Origin of the sequence: Streptomyces sp. NPDC057428, from assembly GCF_042803195.1 — a bacterium.
Lineage (GTDB): Bacteria > Actinomycetota > Actinomycetes > Streptomycetales > Streptomycetaceae > Streptomyces.
This window is the reverse complement of sequence record NZ_JBHVCT010000060.1, coordinates 1-19,408: the sequence shown is the minus strand read 5'-3', so window position 1 is coordinate 19,408 and position 19,408 is coordinate 1. Positions and strand designations below refer to the sequence as shown.

19 protein-coding genes are annotated in these 19,408 nt (G+C 70.9%); 11 read left to right on the top strand and 8 right to left on the bottom strand.

Annotated features, from left to right (window positions below):
- Positions 1 to 145: 145 nt before the first annotated feature.
- From ACFU5K_RS21950 to tyrS, 3 genes are all read left to right on the top strand, one after another.
- Positions 146 to 1,669 carry a TldD/PmbA family protein gene (locus tag ACFU5K_RS21950; protein WP_384064267.1) on the top strand — a complete coding sequence of 508 codons (1,524 nt, stop codon included), beginning with the start codon at positions 146 to 148 and terminating at the stop codon, positions 1,667 to 1,669.
- Positions 1,666 to 3,060, top strand: a complete 1,395-nt coding sequence (locus tag ACFU5K_RS21945; protein ID WP_384064264.1) for a metallopeptidase TldD-related protein — start codon at positions 1,666 to 1,668, stop codon at positions 3,058 to 3,060. The genes ACFU5K_RS21950 and ACFU5K_RS21945 overlap by 4 nt, the downstream gene beginning before the upstream one ends.
- A 77-nt stretch (positions 3,061 to 3,137) precedes the next feature.
- Complete coding sequence (tyrS, locus tag ACFU5K_RS21940) at positions 3,138 to 4,406, top strand: tyrosine--tRNA ligase (RefSeq protein WP_384064261.1); 1,269 nt, start codon at positions 3,138 to 3,140, stop codon at positions 4,404 to 4,406.
- A gap of 7 nt (positions 4,407 to 4,413) precedes the next feature.
- On the opposite strand, the gene ACFU5K_RS21935 is transcribed toward tyrS, so the two are convergent.
- Positions 4,414 to 4,698 (bottom strand): GlsB/YeaQ/YmgE family stress response membrane protein, encoded by a 285-nt coding sequence (locus ACFU5K_RS21935; RefSeq protein WP_384064258.1) that lies wholly within the window; start codon positions 4,696 to 4,698, stop codon positions 4,414 to 4,416.
- A gap of 210 nt (positions 4,699 to 4,908) precedes the next feature.
- Here ACFU5K_RS21935 and ACFU5K_RS21930 point away from each other — a divergent pair, with 210 nt between their 5' ends.
- The gene (locus tag ACFU5K_RS21930) at positions 4,909 to 5,295 is read left to right on the top strand and encodes a DUF3099 domain-containing protein (protein ID WP_384064256.1); all 387 of its coding nucleotides are present in this window, start codon (positions 4,909 to 4,911) and stop codon (positions 5,293 to 5,295) included.
- A gap of 231 nt (positions 5,296 to 5,526) precedes the next feature.
- Complete coding sequence (locus ACFU5K_RS21925; protein ID WP_384064254.1) at positions 5,527 to 5,775, top strand: hypothetical protein; 249 nt, start codon at positions 5,527 to 5,529, stop codon at positions 5,773 to 5,775.
- Here ACFU5K_RS21925 and moaA read toward each other — a convergent pair.
- From moaA to ACFU5K_RS21910, 3 genes are all read right to left on the bottom strand, one after another.
- Positions 5,758 to 6,747: a GTP 3',8-cyclase MoaA gene (gene moaA / locus ACFU5K_RS21920; protein WP_384064251.1), complete on the bottom strand. Its 990-nt coding sequence runs from the start codon at positions 6,745 to 6,747 to the stop codon at positions 5,758 to 5,760. The two genes, ACFU5K_RS21925 and moaA, sit on opposite strands and share 18 nt — an antisense overlap.
- A 156-nt stretch (positions 6,748 to 6,903) precedes the next feature.
- A complete protein-coding gene (locus tag ACFU5K_RS21915; protein ID WP_384064249.1) occupies positions 6,904 to 8,541 on the bottom strand; it encodes a cation acetate symporter in 1,638 nt (545 codons plus the stop codon).
- Positions 8,538 to 8,903: a DUF485 domain-containing protein gene (locus tag ACFU5K_RS21910; RefSeq protein ID WP_384064246.1), complete on the bottom strand. Its 366-nt coding sequence runs from the start codon at positions 8,901 to 8,903 to the stop codon at positions 8,538 to 8,540. The genes ACFU5K_RS21915 and ACFU5K_RS21910 overlap by 4 nt, the downstream gene beginning before the upstream one ends.
- 319 nt (positions 8,904 to 9,222) lie before the next feature.
- Here ACFU5K_RS21910 and ACFU5K_RS21905 point away from each other — a divergent pair, with 319 nt between their 5' ends.
- The gene (locus ACFU5K_RS21905) at positions 9,223 to 10,755 is read left to right on the top strand and encodes a S8 family serine peptidase (protein ID WP_384064243.1); all 1,533 of its coding nucleotides are present in this window, start codon (positions 9,223 to 9,225) and stop codon (positions 10,753 to 10,755) included.
- Positions 10,756 to 10,825: 70 nt separating this feature from the next.
- Here the strand turns inward: ACFU5K_RS21905 and ACFU5K_RS21900 are convergent, their stop codons facing one another.
- From ACFU5K_RS21900 to ACFU5K_RS21885, 4 genes are all read right to left on the bottom strand, one after another.
- Positions 10,826 to 11,869 carry a zinc-dependent alcohol dehydrogenase family protein gene (locus tag ACFU5K_RS21900; RefSeq protein ID WP_384064240.1) on the bottom strand — a complete coding sequence of 348 codons (1,044 nt, stop codon included), beginning with the start codon at positions 11,867 to 11,869 and terminating at the stop codon, positions 10,826 to 10,828.
- A gap of 21 nt (positions 11,870 to 11,890) precedes the next feature.
- Positions 11,891 to 12,571 (bottom strand): lysoplasmalogenase, encoded by a 681-nt coding sequence (locus ACFU5K_RS21895; RefSeq protein WP_384064237.1) that lies wholly within the window; start codon positions 12,569 to 12,571, stop codon positions 11,891 to 11,893.
- Complete coding sequence (locus ACFU5K_RS21890; protein WP_384064235.1) at positions 12,568 to 13,464, bottom strand: sterol desaturase family protein; 897 nt, start codon at positions 13,462 to 13,464, stop codon at positions 12,568 to 12,570. Before ACFU5K_RS21890 ends, ACFU5K_RS21895 begins: the two co-directional genes overlap by 4 nt.
- Positions 13,465 to 13,708: 244 nt before the next feature.
- The gene (locus ACFU5K_RS21885; RefSeq protein WP_384064233.1) at positions 13,709 to 14,428 is read right to left on the bottom strand and encodes a VIT family protein; all 720 of its coding nucleotides are present in this window, start codon (positions 14,426 to 14,428) and stop codon (positions 13,709 to 13,711) included.
- Between the two features lie 141 nt (positions 14,429 to 14,569).
- On the opposite strand from ACFU5K_RS21885, the gene ACFU5K_RS21880 reads away from it, so the two are divergent.
- From ACFU5K_RS21880 to ACFU5K_RS21860, 5 genes are all read left to right on the top strand, one after another.
- Positions 14,570 to 15,574 (top strand): DEDDh family exonuclease, encoded by a 1,005-nt coding sequence (locus ACFU5K_RS21880; protein WP_384064230.1) that lies wholly within the window; start codon positions 14,570 to 14,572, stop codon positions 15,572 to 15,574.
- A 63-nt stretch (positions 15,575 to 15,637) separates the two neighbouring features.
- Positions 15,638 to 15,871, top strand: a complete 234-nt coding sequence (locus ACFU5K_RS21875) for a hypothetical protein (RefSeq protein WP_073747930.1) — start codon at positions 15,638 to 15,640, stop codon at positions 15,869 to 15,871.
- A 67-nt stretch (positions 15,872 to 15,938) separates the two neighbouring features.
- Positions 15,939 to 16,733 (top strand): SURF1 family protein, encoded by a 795-nt coding sequence (locus ACFU5K_RS21870; RefSeq protein ID WP_384064226.1) that lies wholly within the window; start codon positions 15,939 to 15,941, stop codon positions 16,731 to 16,733.
- Between the two features lie 73 nt (positions 16,734 to 16,806).
- Entirely contained in the window at positions 16,807 to 18,600 is a 1,794-nt protein-coding gene (locus ACFU5K_RS21865) for a glycoside hydrolase family 15 protein (RefSeq protein ID WP_384064224.1), read from the top strand.
- Positions 18,601 to 18,604: 4 nt separating this feature from the next.
- Entirely contained in the window at positions 18,605 to 19,360 is a 756-nt protein-coding gene (locus ACFU5K_RS21860) for an SDR family oxidoreductase (RefSeq protein WP_384064222.1), read from the top strand.
- The last annotated feature ends 48 nt before the right edge of the window (positions 19,361 to 19,408 follow it).

Sequence of the window (19,408 nt, the reverse complement as noted above, 5' to 3'; positions counted from 1 at the left end):
CCCCGACCGGTGCGGGTCCGCCCGGCCCCGCCCGGAGCGGGCGCCGGCGCGGGCCGGTCAGCACGCGCGAAACTCTCCCCTCCGGCGGGGTCCCCCGCGTGATTGACTTCGTTCCCGGACACGACCACAGCAGGGGAGGCCGTCCGTGGCCCATGACATCGCCCAGTCCTTTCTCGCGCTGCCGTTGCGCGCCCTCGCCGACGCGGCGCTCGCCCGGGCCCGCGCGCTGGGCGCCGTCCACGCGGACTTCCGGTTCGAGCGGGTACGGGGCGCCTCCTGGCGGCTTCGGGACGCCCGGCTCTCCGGGACGTCGGACAGCACCGACACGGGGTACGCGGTCCGGGTGGTGCACGGCGGGGCGTGGGGGTTCGCGTCCGGGGTGGACCTGACGATGGACGCGGCGGCGAAGGTGGCCTCGCAGGCAGTCGCCATGGCCAAGCTGTCGGCGAAGGTGATCGCGGCCGCCGGTTCGGACGAGAGGGTGGAGCTGGCCGACGAGCCGGTGCACGGCGAGCGGACGTGGATCTCGGCGTACGAGCGCGACCCCTTCGAGGTGCCGGACACGGAGAAGGCCGGGCTGCTCGCCGAATGGAGCTCCCGGCTGCTGGCGGCCGACGGGGTCGCGCACGTGGACGCCTCCCTGATGACGGTCCACGAGAACAAGTTCTACGCGGACACGGCCGGCACCGTCACCACCCAGCAGCGGGTGCGGGTGCATCCGCAGCTGACCGCGGTGGCCGTGGACGGCACGACGGGTGAGTTCGACTCGATGCGCACGATCGCGCCGCCGGCGGGCCGGGGCTGGGAGTACCTCACAGGCACCGGCTGGGACTGGGACTCCGAACTGGAGCGCATCCCGGGGCTGCTGGCCGAGAAGATGCGGGCACCGAGCGTCGAGGCAGGAACGTACGACCTGGTCGTCGACCCGTCCAACCTGTGGCTGACGATCCACGAGTCCATCGGCCACGCGACGGAACTGGACCGGGCACTGGGTTACGAGGCGGCGTACGCGGGGACGTCGTTCGCGACCTTCGACCAGCTGGGCAAGCTGACGTACGGCTCCCCCGTGATGAACGTGACCGGTGACCGCACCGCCGAGCACGGGCTCGCGACCATCGGTTACGACGACGAGGGCGTCGAGGCGCAGTCCTGGGACCTGGTGAAGGACGGGACGCTGGTCGGCTACCAGACGGACCGGCGCATCGCGAAGCTGACGGGCCTGGGCCGGTCCAACGGGTGCGCGTACGCGGATTCGCCTGGGCACGTGCCCGTGCAGCGCATGGCGAACGTGTCACTCAAGCCGGATCCGGGCGGGCTGTCGACGGAGGATCTGATCGGCGGGGTGGAGCGCGGGATCTACGTGGTCGGCGACCGGTCGTGGTCGATCGACATGCAGAGATATAACTTCCAGTTCACCGGGCAGCGGTTCTTCCGGATCGAGAACGGCAGGCTCGCGGGCCAGTTGCGGGACGTGGCCTACCAGGCGACGACCACGGACTTCTGGGGCTCGATGGAGAAGGTCGGCGGCCCGCAGACGTACGTGCTGGGGGGCGCGTTCAACTGCGGCAAGGCGCAGCCGGGTCAGGTCGCGGCCGTCTCCCACGGATGCCCCTCCGCGCTCTTTCGAGGCGTGAACATCCTCAACACGACGCAGGAGGGCGGGCGATGAGCCGCGTCAGCAAGCCGTACGAGATCGTCGAGCGCGCGCTGGAGCTGTCCACAGCCGACGGCTGCGTGGTCATCGCGGACGAGAGCTCATCCGCGAATCTGCGCTGGGCCGGCAACGCGCTCACCACCAACGGGGTGACGCGGGGGCGGAGCCTCACCGTGATCGCGACCGTCGACGGGGCCGAGGGGACCGCGTCCGGTGTGGTGTCGCGCTCCGCCGTCACCGCCGACGACCTCGAGCCGCTCGTGCGGGCCGCCGAGGCCGCCGCCCGCGGCGCTGGGCCCGCGGAGGACGCGCGGCAGCTGGTCTCCGGCGTCCCGGCGTCGGCGGACTTCACCGAGGCGCCGGCCGAGACCGGCTCCGACGTCTTCGCCGACTTCGCCCCGGCCCTCGGCGACGCCTTCGCCCGTGCCCGCGCGGGCGGCCGCGAGCTGTACGGCTTCGCCCACCATCAGCAGACGTCGACCTATCTCGGTACGTCGACGGGTCTGCGGCTGCGTCACGACCAGCCGAACGGGACGCTGGAGCTGAACGCCAAGTCACCGGACCGTACCCGGTCCGCCTGGGCGGGCAGGGCCACCCGCGACTTCAAGGACGTCGACCCGGCGGCCCTGGACGCGGAGCTCGCGAAGCGCCTGGGCTGGGCCGAGCGCCGTATCGAGCTGCCGGCGGGACGTTACGAGACGCTGTTGCCGCCGACCGCGGTGGCCGACCTGCTGATCTACCAGTACTGGTCGGCGGGGGCACGGGACGCCGTGGAGGGCCGGACGGTCTTCTCCCGGCCGGGCGGCGGTACGCGGCTGGGCGAAAAACTCTCCGAGCTTCCGCTGACGCTGCGCAGCGACCCGCACGCACCGGGGCTGGAGTCCGCGCCGTTCGTGATCGCGCACGCGTCGGGGGACGACTCCTCGGTCTTCGACAACGGGCTGCCGCTGGCGCCGACGGACTGGATCAGGGAGGGAAGGCTGGAGCGGCTGACCACGACCCGTCACTCCGCGGAACTCACCGGCCTGCCGTCCGCCCCCGCCGTCGACAACCTCGTCCTGGACGGTGGTGGCGAGCGGTCGCTGGACGAGATGGTGGCCGCGACGACCGGCCGGGCCCTGCTGCTGACCTGCCTCTGGTACATCCGGGAGGTGGATCCGGCCACGCTGCTGCTGACCGGGCTGACCCGTGACGGGGTCTATCTGGTGGAGGACGGCGAGGTCGTCGGCGAGGTCAACAACTTCCGGTTCAATGAGTCCCCCGTGGGGCTGCTGTCCCGGGCGTCGGAGGCCGGCCGTACGGAGAAGACGCTGCCGCGCGAGTGGGGCGACTACTTCACCCGGGCGGCGATGCCCGCGCTGCGTATCCCCGATTTCCATATGAGCTCGGTCAGCCGGGGCGTCTGACCGTCCGCCCGCCAGGGATTACGGGGCAGCCCTTAGACTGAACCGCATACTGTCGCCCCCCGAGGAGAGAAACGACCGTGACGGACATCGTCGACGAGCTGAAGTGGCGCGGGCTGTTCGCCCAGTCCACCGACGAGGACGCATTGCGCAAGGCTCTCGCGGACGGCCCGGTCACGTTCTATTGCGGGTTCGACCCGACCGCCGCGAGTCTTCACGTCGGCCACCTGGTGCAGGTGCTCACCATGCGCCGGCTCCAGCAGGCGGGGCTGAAGCCGCTCGCCCTGGTCGGCGGGGCGACGGGTCAGATCGGCGACCCGCGCCCGACCGCGGAGCGCACGCTGAACGACCCGGAGACCATCGCCGCGTGGGTCCAGCGGCTGCGCGGCCAGATCGAGCCCTTCCTCACCTTCGACGGCCCGAACGCCGCCACCATGGTGAACAACCTGGACTGGACGGCGGGTCTCTCCGCGATCGAGTTCCTCCGGGACATCGGCAAGCACTTCCGGGTGAACAAGATGCTCACCAAGGACTCGGTGGCCCGCCGGCTGGAGTCCCAGGAGGGCATCAGCTACACGGAGTTCAGCTACCAACTGCTCCAGGGCATGGACTACCTGGAGCTGTACCGGCGCTACGGCTGCACCCTCCAGCAGGGCGGCAGCGACCAGTGGGGCAACCTCACGGCGGGCATCGACCTGATCCACCGTCTCGAGCCGGGTGCCGCCGTGCACGCGCTGGCGACGCCGCTCATGGTGAAGGCCGACGGCACCAAGTTCGGGAAGTCCGAGAGCGGAGCCGTCTGGCTCGACCCGGAGATGACGACGCCGTACGCGTTCTACCAGTTCTGGCTGAACGTGGACGACCGGGACATCTCGACGTACATGCGCATCCTCAGCTTCAAGAGCCGCGAGGAGCTCGAGGAGCTGGAGAAGCTCACCGAGGAGCGTCCGCAGGCGCGCTCGGCCCAGCGGGCGCTGGCCGAGGAGCTGACCACGATGGTGCACGGCGGGGCACAGTGCGCGGCGGTCATCGCCGCGTCGAAGGCGCTGTTCGGCCAGGGCGACCTGGGTGAGCTGGATGAGGCGACGCTGGACGCCGCCCTGTCCGAGGTCCCGCACGCCAGGGTCGCCGAGCTCGGCCCGGTGGTGGACCTCCTGGTCGAGGTCGGGCTGTCCGCCAGCAAGTCGGCCGCCCGTCGCACCGTCAAGGAGGGCGGGGCCTACGTGAACAACGCGAAGGTCACGGACGGCGAGAGCGCCCCGGAGGTCTCCGAGCTGCTCCACGGACGGTGGCTGGTACTGCGCCGGGGCAAGAAGAATCTGGCGGCCGTCGAGGTCACCACCGGCTGACGTCGGGTCAGGTGCTCTGCTTCCTGCCGCGGTTGCCCTTGATGGACTGCCAGACCATGTCCCCCACGCCGACGACGGCCACGGCGCCGATCAGTTGCAGCACATGCCGCGTCCAGTCGATGCCCTTGGTGTCGTTGACGCCGATCCAGGTCGCTACGGCGTTGCCGAGAATGCTGCCCAGGACGCCGAACACGACTGTCAGCCAGAGCGGGATGTCCTGTTTGCCGGGCAGGATCGCGCGGGCGATCACCCCCAGTACCAGACCTACGATGATTGCCCACAGCCAGCCCATGTCGCCTCCTCGCGCGGCGCGGTGTGCGCACGCCACCCAGTCTCGGCTCGGCGGACGTACGCCGCATGCCGGACACAGCCGTACGTGAACCGGGGGGCCGGACACGCACACGCCGGGCGCGCCCCGGTCTCGGCCACCGTGGACGGCGGGCGTACCGTGGGAGCGGGTCGTCGGGGTAGGTCCGGCACGGAGACTGGTGGTGGGATCACGATGCGGAAGCAGAGCGGCGCGGAGGTCTTCCGTATCACGGGCGCCCGGCAGGGACTGGCCGATGACGTGCGCGGCAGACAGCGGCGCTACATCATCTCGATGTCCGTGCGCACCGTCTCCGTGGTGCTGGCCGCGACCCTGTGGAACGTCGAGAGGCATGTGGCCGTGGTGGCGCTCGCCCTGGGCGTTCTGCTGCCTTATGTCGCGGTCGTCATCGCCAACGCCGGCCGGGAGAACGCCCCTTCGCTCCCGCTGACCTTCGTGCCCGCGCCGCTGCGGCCCGCGATCGGCGACTCCCGTGCGGCGAGTGGCGCGGCGCCTTCCCCGGAGCCGGCGGCGGAGTCCGGAACGGCGGGACGCGCCGGGGACGCACGCACGGCGGACTGAGCGGGAACGGCTCGGGAAGCGCCGGAAAGCTCAAGAAAAGCTCAGATCAATCATGACGATCCGGTGCACCCGATCATGGTCGTCATGCCATACTTCGGATGCGCTCCGCATCCCCCGTCGGAGCGACGGACCGACGCCGGGCAGCTCCCCCCGTGGCTGCCCGGCGTCGCCCTTTTCTCCGGCGGGGATGCGCCGCTAAGGGCCCGTGAGCCAGGGCCTAGGGTTGAGGCCGTGAACCTCCCCGACACCTCCACCGACAGCGCCGCGGGCGCACCGGTCTGTTCCGCCAAGGGCTGCCGCGCCGACGCCGTATGGGTGCTGGCCTGGAACAATCCGAAGCTGCACACCCCGGAGCGGCGCAAGACCTGGCTGGCCTGCGACGAGCACCGGGAGCACCTGTCCTCGTTCCTGGGGGTGCGCGGCTTCCTCAAGGACGTCGTGACGCTGGCAGAGTGGGAGTCCTCAGCCGCCGATGGCTGACATCGGGCGGTCGGGCTGCAGGAACGTGGGGTCGTCGAGCCCGGAGCCCGCCTTCTTGCCCCACATCGCGAGCCGCCAGATCCTGGCGATCTCCTCGTCCGGGGCGTCGGAGCGCAGCGCGCCACGCAGGTCCGTCTCCTCGCGGGCGAAGAGACAGGTGCGCACCTGCCCGTCGGCGGTGAGCCGCGTGCGGTCGCAGGCCCCGCAGAACGGCCTGGTCACGGAGGCGATCACACCGACGCGGTGAGGGCCGCCGTCGACGGTCCAGCGCTCGGCGGGGGCGGAGCCGCGCTCGTCGTCGCCCTCGGCGGTAAGGGTGAAGCGCGTGCGCAGCGAGGCGAGGATGTCACCGGCGGTGATCATCCCGTCGCGCTTCCAGCCGTGCTGGGCGTCCAGCGGCATCTGCTCGATGAAGCGCAGTTCGTAGGCGTTCTCCACGGCCCAGGCGAGCATCTCGGGGGCCTCGTCGTCGTTGAGCCCCGGCATGAGGACGGAGTTGACCTTGACGGGGGTGAGACCCGCGTCCCGGGCGGCCCGGAGCCCGTCGAGCACGTCCTGGTGACGGTCGCGGCGGGTCAGCGTCTTGAAGACGTCGGGCCGCAGGGTGTCCAGGGATACGTTGACCCGGTCGAGGCCCGCCGCCTTCAGGGCGGCAGCGGTGCGCTTCAGCCCGATGCCGTTGGTCGTGAGGGACATCCTGGGGCGGGGCTCCAGCGCGGCGCACTGCTCGACGATGGAGACGAGTCCGGGGCGCAGCAGGGGCTCACCGCCGGTGAATCGGACCTCGGTGATCCCGAGAGCGGTGACGGCGATACGGACGAGCCGGACGATCTCGTCGTCGCCGAGCAGCTCCGTCTTGGCCAGCCACTGCAGGCCCTCTTCGGGCATGCAGTAGGTGCAGCGCAGGTTGCACTTGTCGGTCAGTGAGACACGCAGGTCGGTGGCTACCCTGCCGTAGGTGTCGACGAGCACTGTGGGCCCCCTCCCGCTGGTGTCCGCGGTTGCGGTTCTGACTCTTCCGAGAGTACGCGAGACCGGTGACATCCATGGTGCTCGGTTGGCACGAGGTATGACGGGCCCCGTCGTAGGACTCTACGACGGGGCCCTGCGGTGGTGGCGGCGGACGGGTCAGTGGGCGCCCGTACCGGTGAGGGACTTGACCTCGAGTTCCGCGTACTTGCCCTTGTCCGGCTCCTCCTTGGAGAGGACGGAGCCCACCCAGCCGAGCAGGAAGCCCAGCGGGATGGAGATGAGGCCCGGGTTCTCCAGCGGGAACCAGGCGAAGTCGGCGTCCGGGAACATCGACGTGACCTTGCCGGAGACGACCGGCGAGAAGAGCACCAGCAGGACGGACGAGGCGAGACCGCCGTAGATCGACCAGAGGGCCCCCTGCGTGGTGAAGCGCTTCCAGAAGAGGCTGTAGAGGATGGTCGGCAGGTTGGCCGAGGCCGCGACGGCGAAGGCCAGCGCGACGAGTCCCGCGACGTTCAGGTCGCGGGCGAGCGCGCCGAGCGCGATGGAGACGATGCCGATCGCGACGGTGGCCCACTTGGCGGCGCGCATCTCCTCCTTCTCCGTGGCGGTCCCCTTGCGGATGACGTTGGCGTAGATGTCGTGGGCGAACGACGACGAGGAGGCGAGGGTGAGTCCCGCGACCACGGCCAGGATCGTGGCGAAGGCGACGGCCGAGATGACCGCCAGCAGGACCGCGCCCCCGGTGGTTCCCACCCCGCCGAGGTATTCGGCCAGTTGGGGTGCCGCGGCGTTGCCCGCCGGGTTCTTCGCCTTGATCTCGTCCGGCCCGATCAGCGCCGCCGCGCCGAAGCCGAGGGCGATGGTCATCAGGTAGAAGGAACCGATGATCCCGATGGCCCAGTTCACGGACTTGCGGGCGGCCTTGGCGGTCGGCACGGTGTAGAAGCGGATGAGGATGTGCGGCAGGCCCGCGGTGCCGAGGACCAGTGCGAGGCCGAGCGAGATGAAGTCCAGCTTCGAGACGTCGGTGCTGCCGTACTTCAGGCCCGGCTCCAGGAACGCGGCCCCGTGGCCGCTCTTCTCCGCGGCGGTGCCGAGCAGGTCGGAGACGTTGAAGTCGAACTTCCACAGCACCAGGAAGGTCATGAGCAGCGCGCCCGCGATGAGCAGCACGGCCTTGACCATCTGGACCCAGGTGGTCCCCTTCATACCGCCGATGGTGACGTAGAGGATCATCAGCACGCCGACCAGCGCGACGATGAGGACCTTGCCCGCGTCGCTCGTGATGCCGAGCAGCAGGGACACCAGGACGCCCGCGCCGGCCATCTGGGCGAGCAGGTAGAAGATCGAGACGACGATGGTGGAGGTGCCCGCGGCGGTGCGCACCGGCCGCTGGCGCATGCGGTAGGCGAGGACGTCACCCATGGTGTAGCGGCCCGAGTTCCGCAGCGGCTCGGCGACCAGCAGCAGGGCGACGAGCCAGGCCACGAGGAAGCCGATGGAGTAGAGGAAGCCGTCGTACCCGAAGAGCGCGATGGCCCCGGCGATGCCGAGGAAGCTGGCGGCCGACATGTAGTCGCCGGATACCGCGAGGCCGTTCTGGAAGGCCGTGAACTGGCGCCCGCCCGCGTAGAAGTCGGACGCGCTCCTGGTCTGCCGGCCGGCCCAGACGGTGATGGCGAGGGTCGCGACGACGAAGACCGCGAAGAGGGTGATGATCAGCGGCCGGTGCTCGGCCGTCGACGAGGCGGCGAGCTGGATCACGGCGTGCGATTCGTACGCGGCGCTCATGCGTCGGCCTCCATACGGGACTTGATGGCCGCCGCCTGCGGGTCGAGCTTGTTCGTGGCGTGGCGCGAGTAGAACCAGGCGATCAGGAACGTGGTGGCGAACTGGGCGAGGCCGAAGACGAAGGCCACGTTGAAGTTGGCGAAGACGATAGTGCCCATGAAGTCGCCCGCGTAGCTGGAAAGCAGCACGTACAGCAGGTACCAGGCGATGAAGCCGACGGTGAGCGGGAAGGCGAAGGAGCGGTGGGAGCGGCGCAGGGCGGTGAACTCCGCACTGTTCTGCGCCTCGAGGAACGCCTCGGTCGTGGGCTGGACGGGGCCGTCGTCCTTACGGCTCTGGGGCGGCGGTGCTTCGGTGGCCACGGATTCTCCTCGCGACGCGGATGCGGTGGTCGGGACGGTGGGTTTCACGGGGAGTCCTCTGCGGGTGGGGGATGGTGCACGACTCCCTGTGCAACGGCACGGGGGCCGCGGCGAAGCGGTTCACCGGAGGTTCGGCTTGTTTCCGGACTTGCGCCCTCCGGCGCGGAAAGCCTGTAAACCTGACTCCCAGAGGTCACACCTCGAACTCACTTGCCCGTATTCGTTGATGCGCCGGGAAGATCAGCGGTAGCTTCCTTGGTCATGTACCGGCCGGACACATCTGTGTCCGGCCCACTGGCACGGATGATGTGGAGAACCCATGGCTCATCTGGCATCCAGACGGACACGCGTGCTCACGCTGCCCGTCGGACTCGCGCTCACGGCCTCGCTCGGCTTCCTCCCGACGGGCACCGCGGCCGCGGCACCCGCGGACGAGCCGGCGGCGGCGGTTCCGGCAGACGGCCCCGAGCTGTCGTACGTCGTGAACACACGAGCGGGTCACGGCACCGTCAAGCAGGTACGCAAGGCGATATCCAAGGCCGGCGGAACGGTCGTGACGTCGTACGACCGCATAGGCGTCATCGTCGTCCACTCGAAGAACCCGGACTTCGGCGCGACGATCCGCAAGGCCAGGGGCGTCCAGTCCGCGGGCGCCACGCGCACCAACCCGATCGTCCCGCAGGCGACGAAGGACATCGGGGTCGAGCAGCCCCTCACCGCCGCACAGGCGCGCGCCGCCGCCGGGGAGGCGGCCGCCGGCCAGGACCCGCTCGAGCCGCTGCAGTGGGACCTGCCCGCCATCAAGGCGGACAAGGCGCACCAGAAGTCGCTCGGCAGCAGCAAGGTCACGGTCGCCGTCATCGACACGGGTGTGGACGACACGCACCCCGACCTGGCCCCGAACTTCGACCGCAAGGCCTCGGTCAACTGTGTGTCCGGCGCCCCGGACACCACGGACGGCGCCTGGCGGCCCGCGGCCGGCGAGAGCGACCACGGTACGCACGTCGCGGGCACGATAGCCGCGGCGAAGAACGGCGTCGGCGTCACCGGCGTGGCGCCCGGCGTGAAGGTGTCCGGCATCAAGGTGTCGACCCCGGCGGGCTTCTTCTACACCGAGGCCGTCGTGTGCGGCTTCGTGTGGGCCGCCGAGCACGGCGTGGACGTGACCAACAACAGCTATTACACGGACCCGTGGCTGTTCAACTGCAAGAACGACCCGGACCAGGGCGCCCTGGTCGAGGCGGTCACCCGCGCGACCCGTTACGCGGAAGGCAAGGGCGTCGTCAACGTCGCCGCGGCCGGCAACTCCGATCACGACCTGGCCCTCGACGCCATCGAGGACGCCACCAGCCCCAACGACACCACGACTGTCACCCGTACGGTCGACCCGAGCGAGTGCCCGGACATCCCGACCATGCTCCCCGGTGTGGTGACCGTCTCCGCGACCGGTGCGAAGGGCCTCAAGGCCTCGTACTCGAACTACGGTCTCGGAGTCATCGACGTCGCGGCCCCCGGCGGCGACTCGACCGTCTACCAGACCCCGGCACCGCCGGCCACCAGCGGCCTGATCCTCTCGACGCTGCCCGGCGGCAAGTTCGGCTACAAGGCCGGGACGTCCATGGCCTCCCCGCACGTGGCAGGCGTCGCGGCGCTGATCAAGTCGACGCACCCGCACGCCTCGGCGGGCGTGGTGAAGGCGCTGCTGACGCACCAGGCCGACGCCACCGCCTGTGGCGCGCCGTACGACATCAACGGTGACGGCACCGTCGACGCCGTCTGCGAGGGCGGTACGCGCTACAACGGCTTCTACGGAGCCGGTGTCGTGGACGCGCTGGACGCGGTCCGCAGGTAGCACTGCATGAGGGAGGGGCGGTGGCCCGAGGTCCCCCGCCCCTCCCGTGCCGGTGGCCCGGCGTACCGCGCTACGACTTGATGAGGACCTTGAGCGCCGTGCGCTCGTCCATGGCCTTGTAGCCGCCCGGCACCCCGTCCAGCCCGACGGTCAGGTCGAAGACGGGCGAGGGGTCGATCGTGCCGTCGAGCACGTCGGGCAGCAGTTCCGGGATGTAGGTGCGCACGGGGGCGACGCCGCCGCGCAGGGCGATGTTCCGGTCGAACATGGCGCCGAGGTCGACACCGGTACCACTGCCGTGCGGGACTCCGACGTAGCCGATGGAGCCGCCGTCACGGATGATGCCGATGGCCGTACGCATGGACTGCTCGGTCCCGACGGCCTCGATCACCCCGTGGGCGCCCTCGCCGCGGGTCAGCTCCCGTACGGCCGCGAGGGCCGCCTCGCCGCGTTCGGCGACGACGTCCGTGGCACCGAACGCGCGGGCGATGTCGGTGCGGGCGCTGTGACGGCCGAGGGCGATGATCCGCTCCGCGCCGAGCCGCTTGGCGGCCATGACGCCGCACAGGCCGACCGCGCCGTCACCGACGACCGCGACGGTGCTGCCGGGCGCGACACCCGCGCCGAGCGCGGCGTGGTGTCCGGTTCCGAGAACGTCCGAGAGCGCGAGGAGCGCGGTGAGCAGCCGGTCGTCGGACGCGGCGTCGGCCGGGAGCCGCACCAGGGTACCGTCGGCGAACGGGACCCGGACGGCCTCGCCCTGGCCGCCGTCGGAGCCCACCGATCCCCAGAAACCGCCCTGCGGGCAGGAGGTCGTGAGCCCCTCGGCGCAGTAGGTGCACGTGCCGTCCGACCAGACGAACGGGACGACGGCGAGATCACCGACGGCGAAGCCGTTGACCTCGGAGCCGGCCTCCTCGATTACGCCGAGGAACTCGTGTCCGATGCGCTGGCCGGGCTGCCGGGCGGATTCTCCGCGATAGGCCCAGAGGTCACTGCCGCAGATGCAGGCCCGCAGGACCCGGAGCACCACGTCGGTGGGCTGCTGGATCGTGGGGTCGGGTACGTCCTCGACGCGTATGTCGTGGGCGGCATGGATCACGGTGGCGCGCATGCGTCGAAGTCCTCGCTCGTCTCAGATTCTGATATCTCCCTCACGGTACGCCCCGGGGGCGGCGCCGGTGGAATCCTCGTCCGGACCGAGCGCTCCCCGGGTGAGCAGGTACTGCGCCGCGATGTAGGTCAGCATGATCCAGAAGTTGTGGGAGGGGAGTTGCGGCAGGTCCGCGAGGCCGGTGGCGATGAGCGCGTCGGAGAACAGGAAGAGGGCCCCGCCGAGTGCGGCGTACCGGCCGAGGACGCCGGCCCGCCAGGCCATGGTCGTGAGCAGGAGGCTGTAACCGGTCAGTGGGATCCGCAGCGCTTCCGGCAGTCCGGGCCACAGGATCACGACGAAGACCACGAGGACGACGGCGTAGGCGAGGCCGGTGACCGGGCGCAGGGGGGCGCGTCCGAAGAGTACGAGATAGCAGACGTGGCCCACGGCGAAGAAGCCCATCCCGGCGAGGAACGCAGGATCGGCGTCGGACATCAGCAGCACGTCCCCCGCCCAGCCGCACAGCAGCGCGGCGATCAGCGGGCGGGGTCCGCCGCGGGCGGCGGCGCAGGCGGCGAGCAGGAGCACCAGCAGCGGTTTGGTGGCCACGTGGGCGCCCTGGATCCCGGCGAGGAGCCCGACGAGGTGGACCGCCGCCGCGGCCACGAAGGCGATGAGCAGCGGACGTACGAGCCGGGGCGCACCGGCGCCGTGGGTCATCCGGTCTGCTCGGTGGCGGCGCGGGGCTGCACGGGGGCGGGCGCGGGGGCGGAGACGGCCCGCGACGGCTGCCAGCCCGGTCCCCGGAAGACCCGGCCGGCCCGCTCGCTCCAGGTGTCGGCCGCACGCACGTCGCGGGCGATCGCGGCGTACTCGTGGGTGGCGACGCGGAACGGGTTGTGTGTGGCGATGTTCTTGGTGAGGCCGAAGACGGGCCGCTCCGTCTCCGCGGCGAAGGAGCCGAAGAGGCGGTCCCAGACGATGAGGATCCCGCCGAAGTTGCGGTCGAGGTAGCCGCCCTGCGAGGCGTGGTGCACCCGGTGGTGGGAGGGGGTGTTGAGCACGTACTCGAAGGGCCGGGGCAGCTTGTCGATCCGCTCGGTGTGCACCCAGAACTGGTAGACGAGGTTCGCCGAGGAGCAGAAGGCGAGCGCGGCCGGGTGGACGCCGAGGGCGATGAGGGGGAGGTAGAAGGGCCAGGAGGTGAGCGAGGTCCAGGGCTGGCGCAGGGCCGTGCTGAGGTTGAACTTCCGGCTGGAGTGGTGGACCACGTGGCAGGCCCAGAGGAGCCGGATGACGTGGTGGCCCCGGTGGGACCAGTAGTAGAAGAAGTCCTGGGCGAGCAGCATCAGCAGGACCGTCCACCACAGCACGGGGACGCGCAGCGGCGTCAGTTCGTACAGGGCCGCGTAGATCGCGACGACGGGTATCTTCCACAGCAGGTCGAAGACCAGACTGCCCAGCCCCATGGTGATGCTGGTGGCGGCGTCCCTGGCGTCGTACCCGGCGGCGTCGTCGTCCGGGTGCAGCCGGTAGGAGACCATTTCGAGGACGGTGAGCAGGACGAAGGCCGGGATGGACCACAGCACGACATCGGGCAGGTTCGGCTCCATGCGAGCACCGTAGGGCCGCCGGGCGACGGGCGGTAGATGTTGTTACCCACAAGTATGCGAGACGTGATGTCATCAGCGCTTGGCGGGTTCCGCCAATACGCCCGTCGCAGGATCTCCGGCACGCACCTGCGCGAGAAGGACGAACTCCCTCTCCCTCGGCTGCGGTTGCGCCGATTCACTCGTACGGCACGGCCGGAGCGCCGTACGGGGCGGCCGTTGTGGCCCGCTCCCGTACGCGGCGTTTCTACGCCCCCGCCGCGCCGAGCAGCGCCCCCGCCGCGTAGGTGACGGCCATGGCCACGGCTCCCCCGGCCATGTTGCGCAGCACCGCGCGTCCGGGAGCCGCCTCGCCGAGCCGGGCGCTCCACCAGCCGGTGAGGGCCAGCGCGGCGAGCACGGACAGCACGGTGATGGGGAGCCGCGCCGGAGCCGGCGGCAGCACGATCGCCAGGAGCGGCAGCATCGCGCCCACCGTGAAGGCGAGGAAGCTCGCTCCCGCCGCGTGCCACGCATTCGTCAGCGCGTCCGGATCGATGCCGAGCTCGACCTCGGCGTGGGCGCGCAGCGCGTCGCGCTGCGTGAGCTGGACTGCGGCCTCCCGGGCGAGCCGCGCGCTCAGCCCCTTCTCCTCCAGCAGCCCGGCCAGTTCGGCGAGCTCGGCCGCCGGAGTCTCCTCGAGCTCCCGCTTCTCGGTCGCCAGCGCCGCCTCCTCCGAGTCACGCTGGGTGGACACCGACACGTATTCGCCGGCGGCCATCGACATGGAACCCGCGAGCAGTCCGGCGAGCCCGGCCGTCAGCAGCGTGGAGCGGTTCCCGGTCGCGCCGGCGACACCGACGACGAGACCGGCGGTCGAGACCACACCGTCGTTGGCGCCGAGCACCGCGGCTCGCAGCCAGTTGAGCCGGGTGCCGAGCCCGCGCCCGTGGGGTTCGTCGTGGGGCCGCGCCCGCGTGTCCGTCATCCCGGAAGCCTCTCACCGCATCCGCCGCGAGCGCATCCAGAAGTGCTCTTCCGGGGGCGCGGCCAACTGCTCGGCGGCGTCTTCGGGTTCACGGCCGGGGCCGCCCGGATAGGTCACTGTCGGTCCCGGCCCGTATTCTCTGTGACCATGCTCGACGACCGTCAGACCGCAGCGCCGTGGCCGGCCGCGTATCCCCAGGGGTACGCGGTCGTCGACGTGGAGACCACCGGACTCGCCCGCGACGACCGGATAGTGTCCGCTGCCGTGTTCCGACTCGACGCCCGGGGCGAGGTCGAGGACCACTGGTACACCCTGGTGAATCCCGAACGGGATCCCGGTCCCGTCTGGATCCACGGGTTGACGAGCGATGTCCTGGAGGGGGCTCCGCTCTTCCCCGAGGTGGCCGCGCAGCTGTCCGAGCGGCTCGCGGGCCGCGTGCTGGTCGCCCACAACGCCGCGTTCGACTGGTCGATGATCGCCCGTGAGTACGCCCGCGCGGCGGTGACGGCGCCCGTCGAGCAGCGCCTGTGCACCATCGCGCTCTCCAAGGAACTGCGGCTCCCCCTGCCCAACCACAAGCTGGAGTCGCTGGCCGCGCACTTCGGCGTGGTGCAGCAGCGCGCACACCACGCGCTGGACGACGCACGGGTGCTGGCGGAGGCCTTCCGGCCGAGCCTGCTGGCCGCGGCCAGGGACGGGGTGCGGCTGCCCCTGCTGGAGTGCCGCCCGTTGACCGAGTGGTACGACTCACCGGTCACCCCGCGCGCCGGCTACCGGCCGTCGCAGGCCCAGAGCTGGCGCCCCTCGCGCAAGCGCCCCGCGTGCCCGTACCCCAACCCGGGACGCTACGAGTCCGACAAGCCACTGATGCAGGGCATGCGTGTGGCGTTCTCCGGCGACACCTCCGTCGACCGGGAGCTCCTGGAGGACCGTGCCGTCGAGGCGGGCCTGCATGTCGCGACCAGCGTGTCCCGGCTGACGAGCCTGCTCGTCACCAACGACCCGGACTCGGCGACGTCCAAGACGGTGAAGGCCAAGTCCTTCGGCACGCCGGTCCTGGAGGAGAGCGCGTTCACCCATCTGCTGAGGGATGTGGCGCCGGCCGCGACGGTCGCCGTGCCGAAGCCGTCACCGTCATCGGAGTGAACCGGGGGCGACTCGCCCCGCGTCGGCTCGCCCGTCGCCCCGCGGCGTCCCACCCTGTGGCGCATGGCACGTTGTGAGGTCTGCGGAAACGACTACGGGATGTCCTTCGAGGTGCACGCGCAGGGCGCTGTGCACGTCTTCGACTGCTTCTCCTGCGCCATCCACCGCATGGCGCCCATCTGCGAGCACTGCCGGGTCCAGGTCATCGGCCAGGGCGTCGAGGTCGACGGCCACTGGTACTGCGGCGGCCACTGCGCCCGGGCCGAGGGAAGGGCGGGCATCGTGGACAAAGTGTGACGGGCCGCCCCGCCCGCACGGGACCCCTCCGTGCCGCACCCCATGACCCCGGCTGTACGGTCATGGGGTGTACCGCTTCCTGTTCACCCGGCAGTGGGTGATCGTCACCCTCATCGTCCTCGCCATGATTCCCACGATGATCGAGCTCGGTTTCTGGCAGCTGCACCGGCATGAACACCGGGTCGCGCAGAACGCGCTGATCTCCCGGAACCTCGAGTCGGACCCGGTCCCCGTCGACCGCCTGACCTCGGCAGGGCACACGGTTCCCCGCTCCGACTACTGGCGTGCGGTGACGGCCACCGGGACGTTCGACACCGGACACGAGGTGGTCGTGCGACGGCGTACCTCGCAGGACGAGCGGATCGGCGTCCTGGTGCTGACCCCGTTCGACCTCAAGGGCGGTGGCACCGTTCTGGTCAACCGCGGCTGGGTCGAGGCCGCGACCGACCAGCGGGCGTTCCCCGAGGTCCCGGCTCCGCCGCGCGGCGAGGTCACCGTCACCGGGCGGCTCAAGGCGGACGAGACGACGGGCACGAGCGGGATCAAGGACCTGAAGGGCCTGCCGGACCGCCAGGTGATGCTGATCAACAGCGCCCAGCAGGCGCACCTCCTCGGCCGCCCGGTACTCGGCGGGTATCTGGAGCTGACAGCTCCGGCTCCCGCCGACGGCAGCCCCGAGGTGATCGCGGCCCCGGACGACGACTCCATCGGCCCCCACATGGCCTACGCGGTCCAGTGGTGGCTCTTCGCCGCCGGGGTACCCGTCGGCTGGGTCATCCTCGTACGCCGTGAGAAGCGCGACCTCGACCAGGCCGCCAGGGACCGCGAAGCCGCGGAGCAGCCGGAGCCCGCGACCGCCTGACCGGTGGTACGCCCTGCCTGTTCACACCGGTTTCGCTGCTTAACGGGGCTCAGGTTCGGGAAGACGCCAGAGCGTGACTCCACCTATCGAGGACTACGCCCTCATCGGCGATCTCCAGACGGCGGCCCTGGTGGGCAGGAACGGTTCTGTCGACTGGCTGTGCCTGCCCCGCTTCGATTCCGGCGCATGCTTCGCGGCGCTGCTCGGGGACGAGGACAACGGCCACTGGCGGATCGCTCCGCAGGGCACGGACAGCACCGAGACCTGCACCCGGCGCGCCTACGTGGAGGACTCACTGGTCCTGGAGACCTACTGGGAGACCAGGACCGGGACCGTGAAGGTCATCGACTTCATGCCCCAGCGCGACAAGGCGCCCGACGTGATGCGCATCGTCGAGGGCGTCAGCGGCAGCGTCGACATGAGCTCGGTCCTGCGTCTGCGTTTCGACTTCGGCTCCGTCGTGCCGTGGATGCGGCGCTCCCACGGCCACCGGGTGGCCGTGGCCGGGCCCGACTCGGTCTGGCTGCGCAGCGAACCGAAGGTCAAGACCTGGGGGCAGCAGTTCAGCACCTGCTCGTCCTTCACGGTCTCCGAGGGCGAGTCCGTGGCGTTCGTCCTGACGTGGCACCCCTCGCATTCCCCCCGTCCCAAGCTGATCGATCCTCGCAAGGCGCTGAAGCACACTCTCGCCGACTGGGCGAAGTGGTCCTCGCAGTGCACGTACCAGGGCAGACACCGGCAGGCGGTGCTGCGCTCGCTGATCACCCTCAAGGCGCTCACCTACGCACCGACCGGCGGGATCGTGGCGGCCCTCACCACCTCGCTGCCGGAGGAGATCGGCGGCGTGCGCAACTGGGACTACCGCTTCTGCTGGCTGCGGGACTCCACCCTCACCCTCGGCGCCATGATCGCGTGCGGGTACCTGGAGGAGGCGGCGGCATGGCGGGACTGGCTGCTGCGGGCCGTCGCCGGTGACCCGTCGGACCTGCAGATCATGTACGGGCTCGCGGGCGAGCGCAGGCTTCCCGAGACGGAGCTGCCCTGGCTGGCCGGTTACGAGGGATCGCAGCCGGTCCGCGCGGGCAACGCGGCCGTGCGGCAGAGACAGCTCGACGTCTACGGGGAGGTCATCGACTCGCTCAGGGTGGCCCGCGAGGCCGGGCTCGACAACAAGTCGCACGCCTGGAACCTGCAGCTCAGCCTGCTGGGCTTCCTGGAGTCCACCTGGCGCGAGCCGGACGAGGGCCTGTGGGAGGTCCGCGGGAAGCGCCGCCACTTCGTGCACTCCAAGGTGATGGCGTGGGTCGCGGCCGACCGTGCGGTACGGACCCTGGAGGAGAGCCCGGAACTGCCCGGCGACGCCGACCGCTGGCGTGCGATGCGGGACGCCGTGCACGCGGAGGTCTGCGAGAAGGGCTACGACCCCGTACGCAACACCTTCACCCAGTCCTACGGCTCCGAGGAGCTGGACGCCGCGACCCTGCTCATCGTGCGCACGGGATTCCTGCCGCCCGAGGACCCGCGGGTGGCCGGGACGGTCGACGCGGTACGCAACGAGCTCGCCCACGACGGCCTGATCCGTCGCTACAGCACCCAGGGCGCCTCCGTCGACGGGCTTCCCGGAGACGAGGGGGCGTTCCTGGCCTGTTCGTTCTGGCTGGTCGACGCCCTGGTCAGGACGGGCCGCAGGAAGGAAGGCGAGGCACTGTTCGAGCGGCTGCTGGACCTCCGGAACGACGTGGGACTGCTGGCCGAGGAGTACGACCCCGCGGCGGGGCGGCAGCTCGGCAACTACCCGCAGGCGTTCAGTCACATCGGCCTGGTGAACAGCGCGGTCGACCTCGCGCGCGCGGACGCGGCAGGATAGGGCCATGGATCTTGGACTGAGGGACCGTGTGTACATCGTCACCGGCGCGACGCGCGGGCTGGGCAACGCCACCGCGAAAGCACTCGCCGCCGACGGCGCGAAGGTGGTCATCTCCGGCCGGGAGGACAAGACCGTCGCCGAGGCGGCGGCCGCTCTGGGCCCCGACGCGGTCGGGATCGTCGCCGACAACGCCGAACCGGACGCGGCACGGCGCCTGGTGGACACCGCGAAGGAACGATTCGGCCGACTGGACGGCATCCTCATCAGCGTCGGCGGTCCGCCGCCCGGCTTCGTCGCCGACAACACGGACGACCAGTGGCAGACCGCCTTCGAGTCCGTCTTCCTCGGAGCCGTACGCCTCGCGCGTACCGCGTCGGAGGCGCTCGGCGAAGGCGGTGTCATCGGCTTCGTCCTGTCCGGATCGGTGCACGAGCCGATCGCCGGTCTGACCATCTCGAACGGACTGCGCCCCGGCCTCGCGGGCTTCGCCAAGTCCCTCGCCGACGAGCTGGGTCCGCGCGGCATCCGGGTCTTCGGCGTGCTGCCTTCCCGGATAGACACGGACCGGGTGCGCGAACTCGACGCCCTGTCGGGTGACGCGGAGGCCGCCCGTACGGCCAACGAGGCCCGCATCCCGCTGCGCCGCTACGGCACCCCGGAGGAGTTCGGCAGGACCTCGGCCTTCCTGCTCTCCCCCGCGGCCTCCTACCTGACGGGCATCATGGTGCCGGTCGACGGCGGCGCCCGGCACGGCTTCTGACGCGAGCCGCCCGGCGTACGGCAGCTTCGCGCGGGCCCGGCGTTTGCC

What these genes read in the sequence shown, in the direction of transcription:
- ACFU5K_RS21945 (WP_384064264.1), top strand. Translation starts at nt 1,666, where the DNA reads ATGAGCCGCGTCAGCAAGCCGTACGAGATCGTCGAGCGCGCGCTGGAG.
- ACFU5K_RS21935 (WP_384064258.1), bottom strand. Translation starts at nt 4,698, where the DNA reads ATGGGCTGGCTGTGGGCAATCATCGTAGGTCTGGTACTGGGGGTGATC.
- ACFU5K_RS21930 (WP_384064256.1), top strand. Translation starts at nt 4,909, where the DNA reads ATGCGGAAGCAGAGCGGCGCGGAGGTCTTCCGTATCACGGGCGCCCGG.
- ACFU5K_RS21915 (WP_384064249.1), bottom strand. Translation starts at nt 8,541, where the DNA reads ATGAGCGCCGCGTACGAATCGCACGCCGTGATCCAGCTCGCCGCCTCG.
- ACFU5K_RS21905 (WP_384064243.1), top strand. Translation starts at nt 9,223, where the DNA reads ATGGCTCATCTGGCATCCAGACGGACACGCGTGCTCACGCTGCCCGTC.
- ACFU5K_RS21900 (WP_384064240.1), bottom strand. Translation starts at nt 11,869, where the DNA reads ATGCGCGCCACCGTGATCCATGCCGCCCACGACATACGCGTCGAGGAC.
- ACFU5K_RS21895 (WP_384064237.1), bottom strand. Translation starts at nt 12,571, where the DNA reads ATGACCCACGGCGCCGGTGCGCCCCGGCTCGTACGTCCGCTGCTCATC.
- ACFU5K_RS21890 (WP_384064235.1), bottom strand. Translation starts at nt 13,464, where the DNA reads ATGGAGCCGAACCTGCCCGATGTCGTGCTGTGGTCCATCCCGGCCTTC.
- ACFU5K_RS21885 (WP_384064233.1), bottom strand. Translation starts at nt 14,428, where the DNA reads ATGACGGACACGCGGGCGCGGCCCCACGACGAACCCCACGGGCGCGGG.
- ACFU5K_RS21875 (WP_073747930.1), top strand. Translation starts at nt 15,638, where the DNA reads ATGGCACGTTGTGAGGTCTGCGGAAACGACTACGGGATGTCCTTCGAG.
- ACFU5K_RS21860 (WP_384064222.1), top strand. Translation starts at nt 18,605, where the DNA reads ATGGATCTTGGACTGAGGGACCGTGTGTACATCGTCACCGGCGCGACG.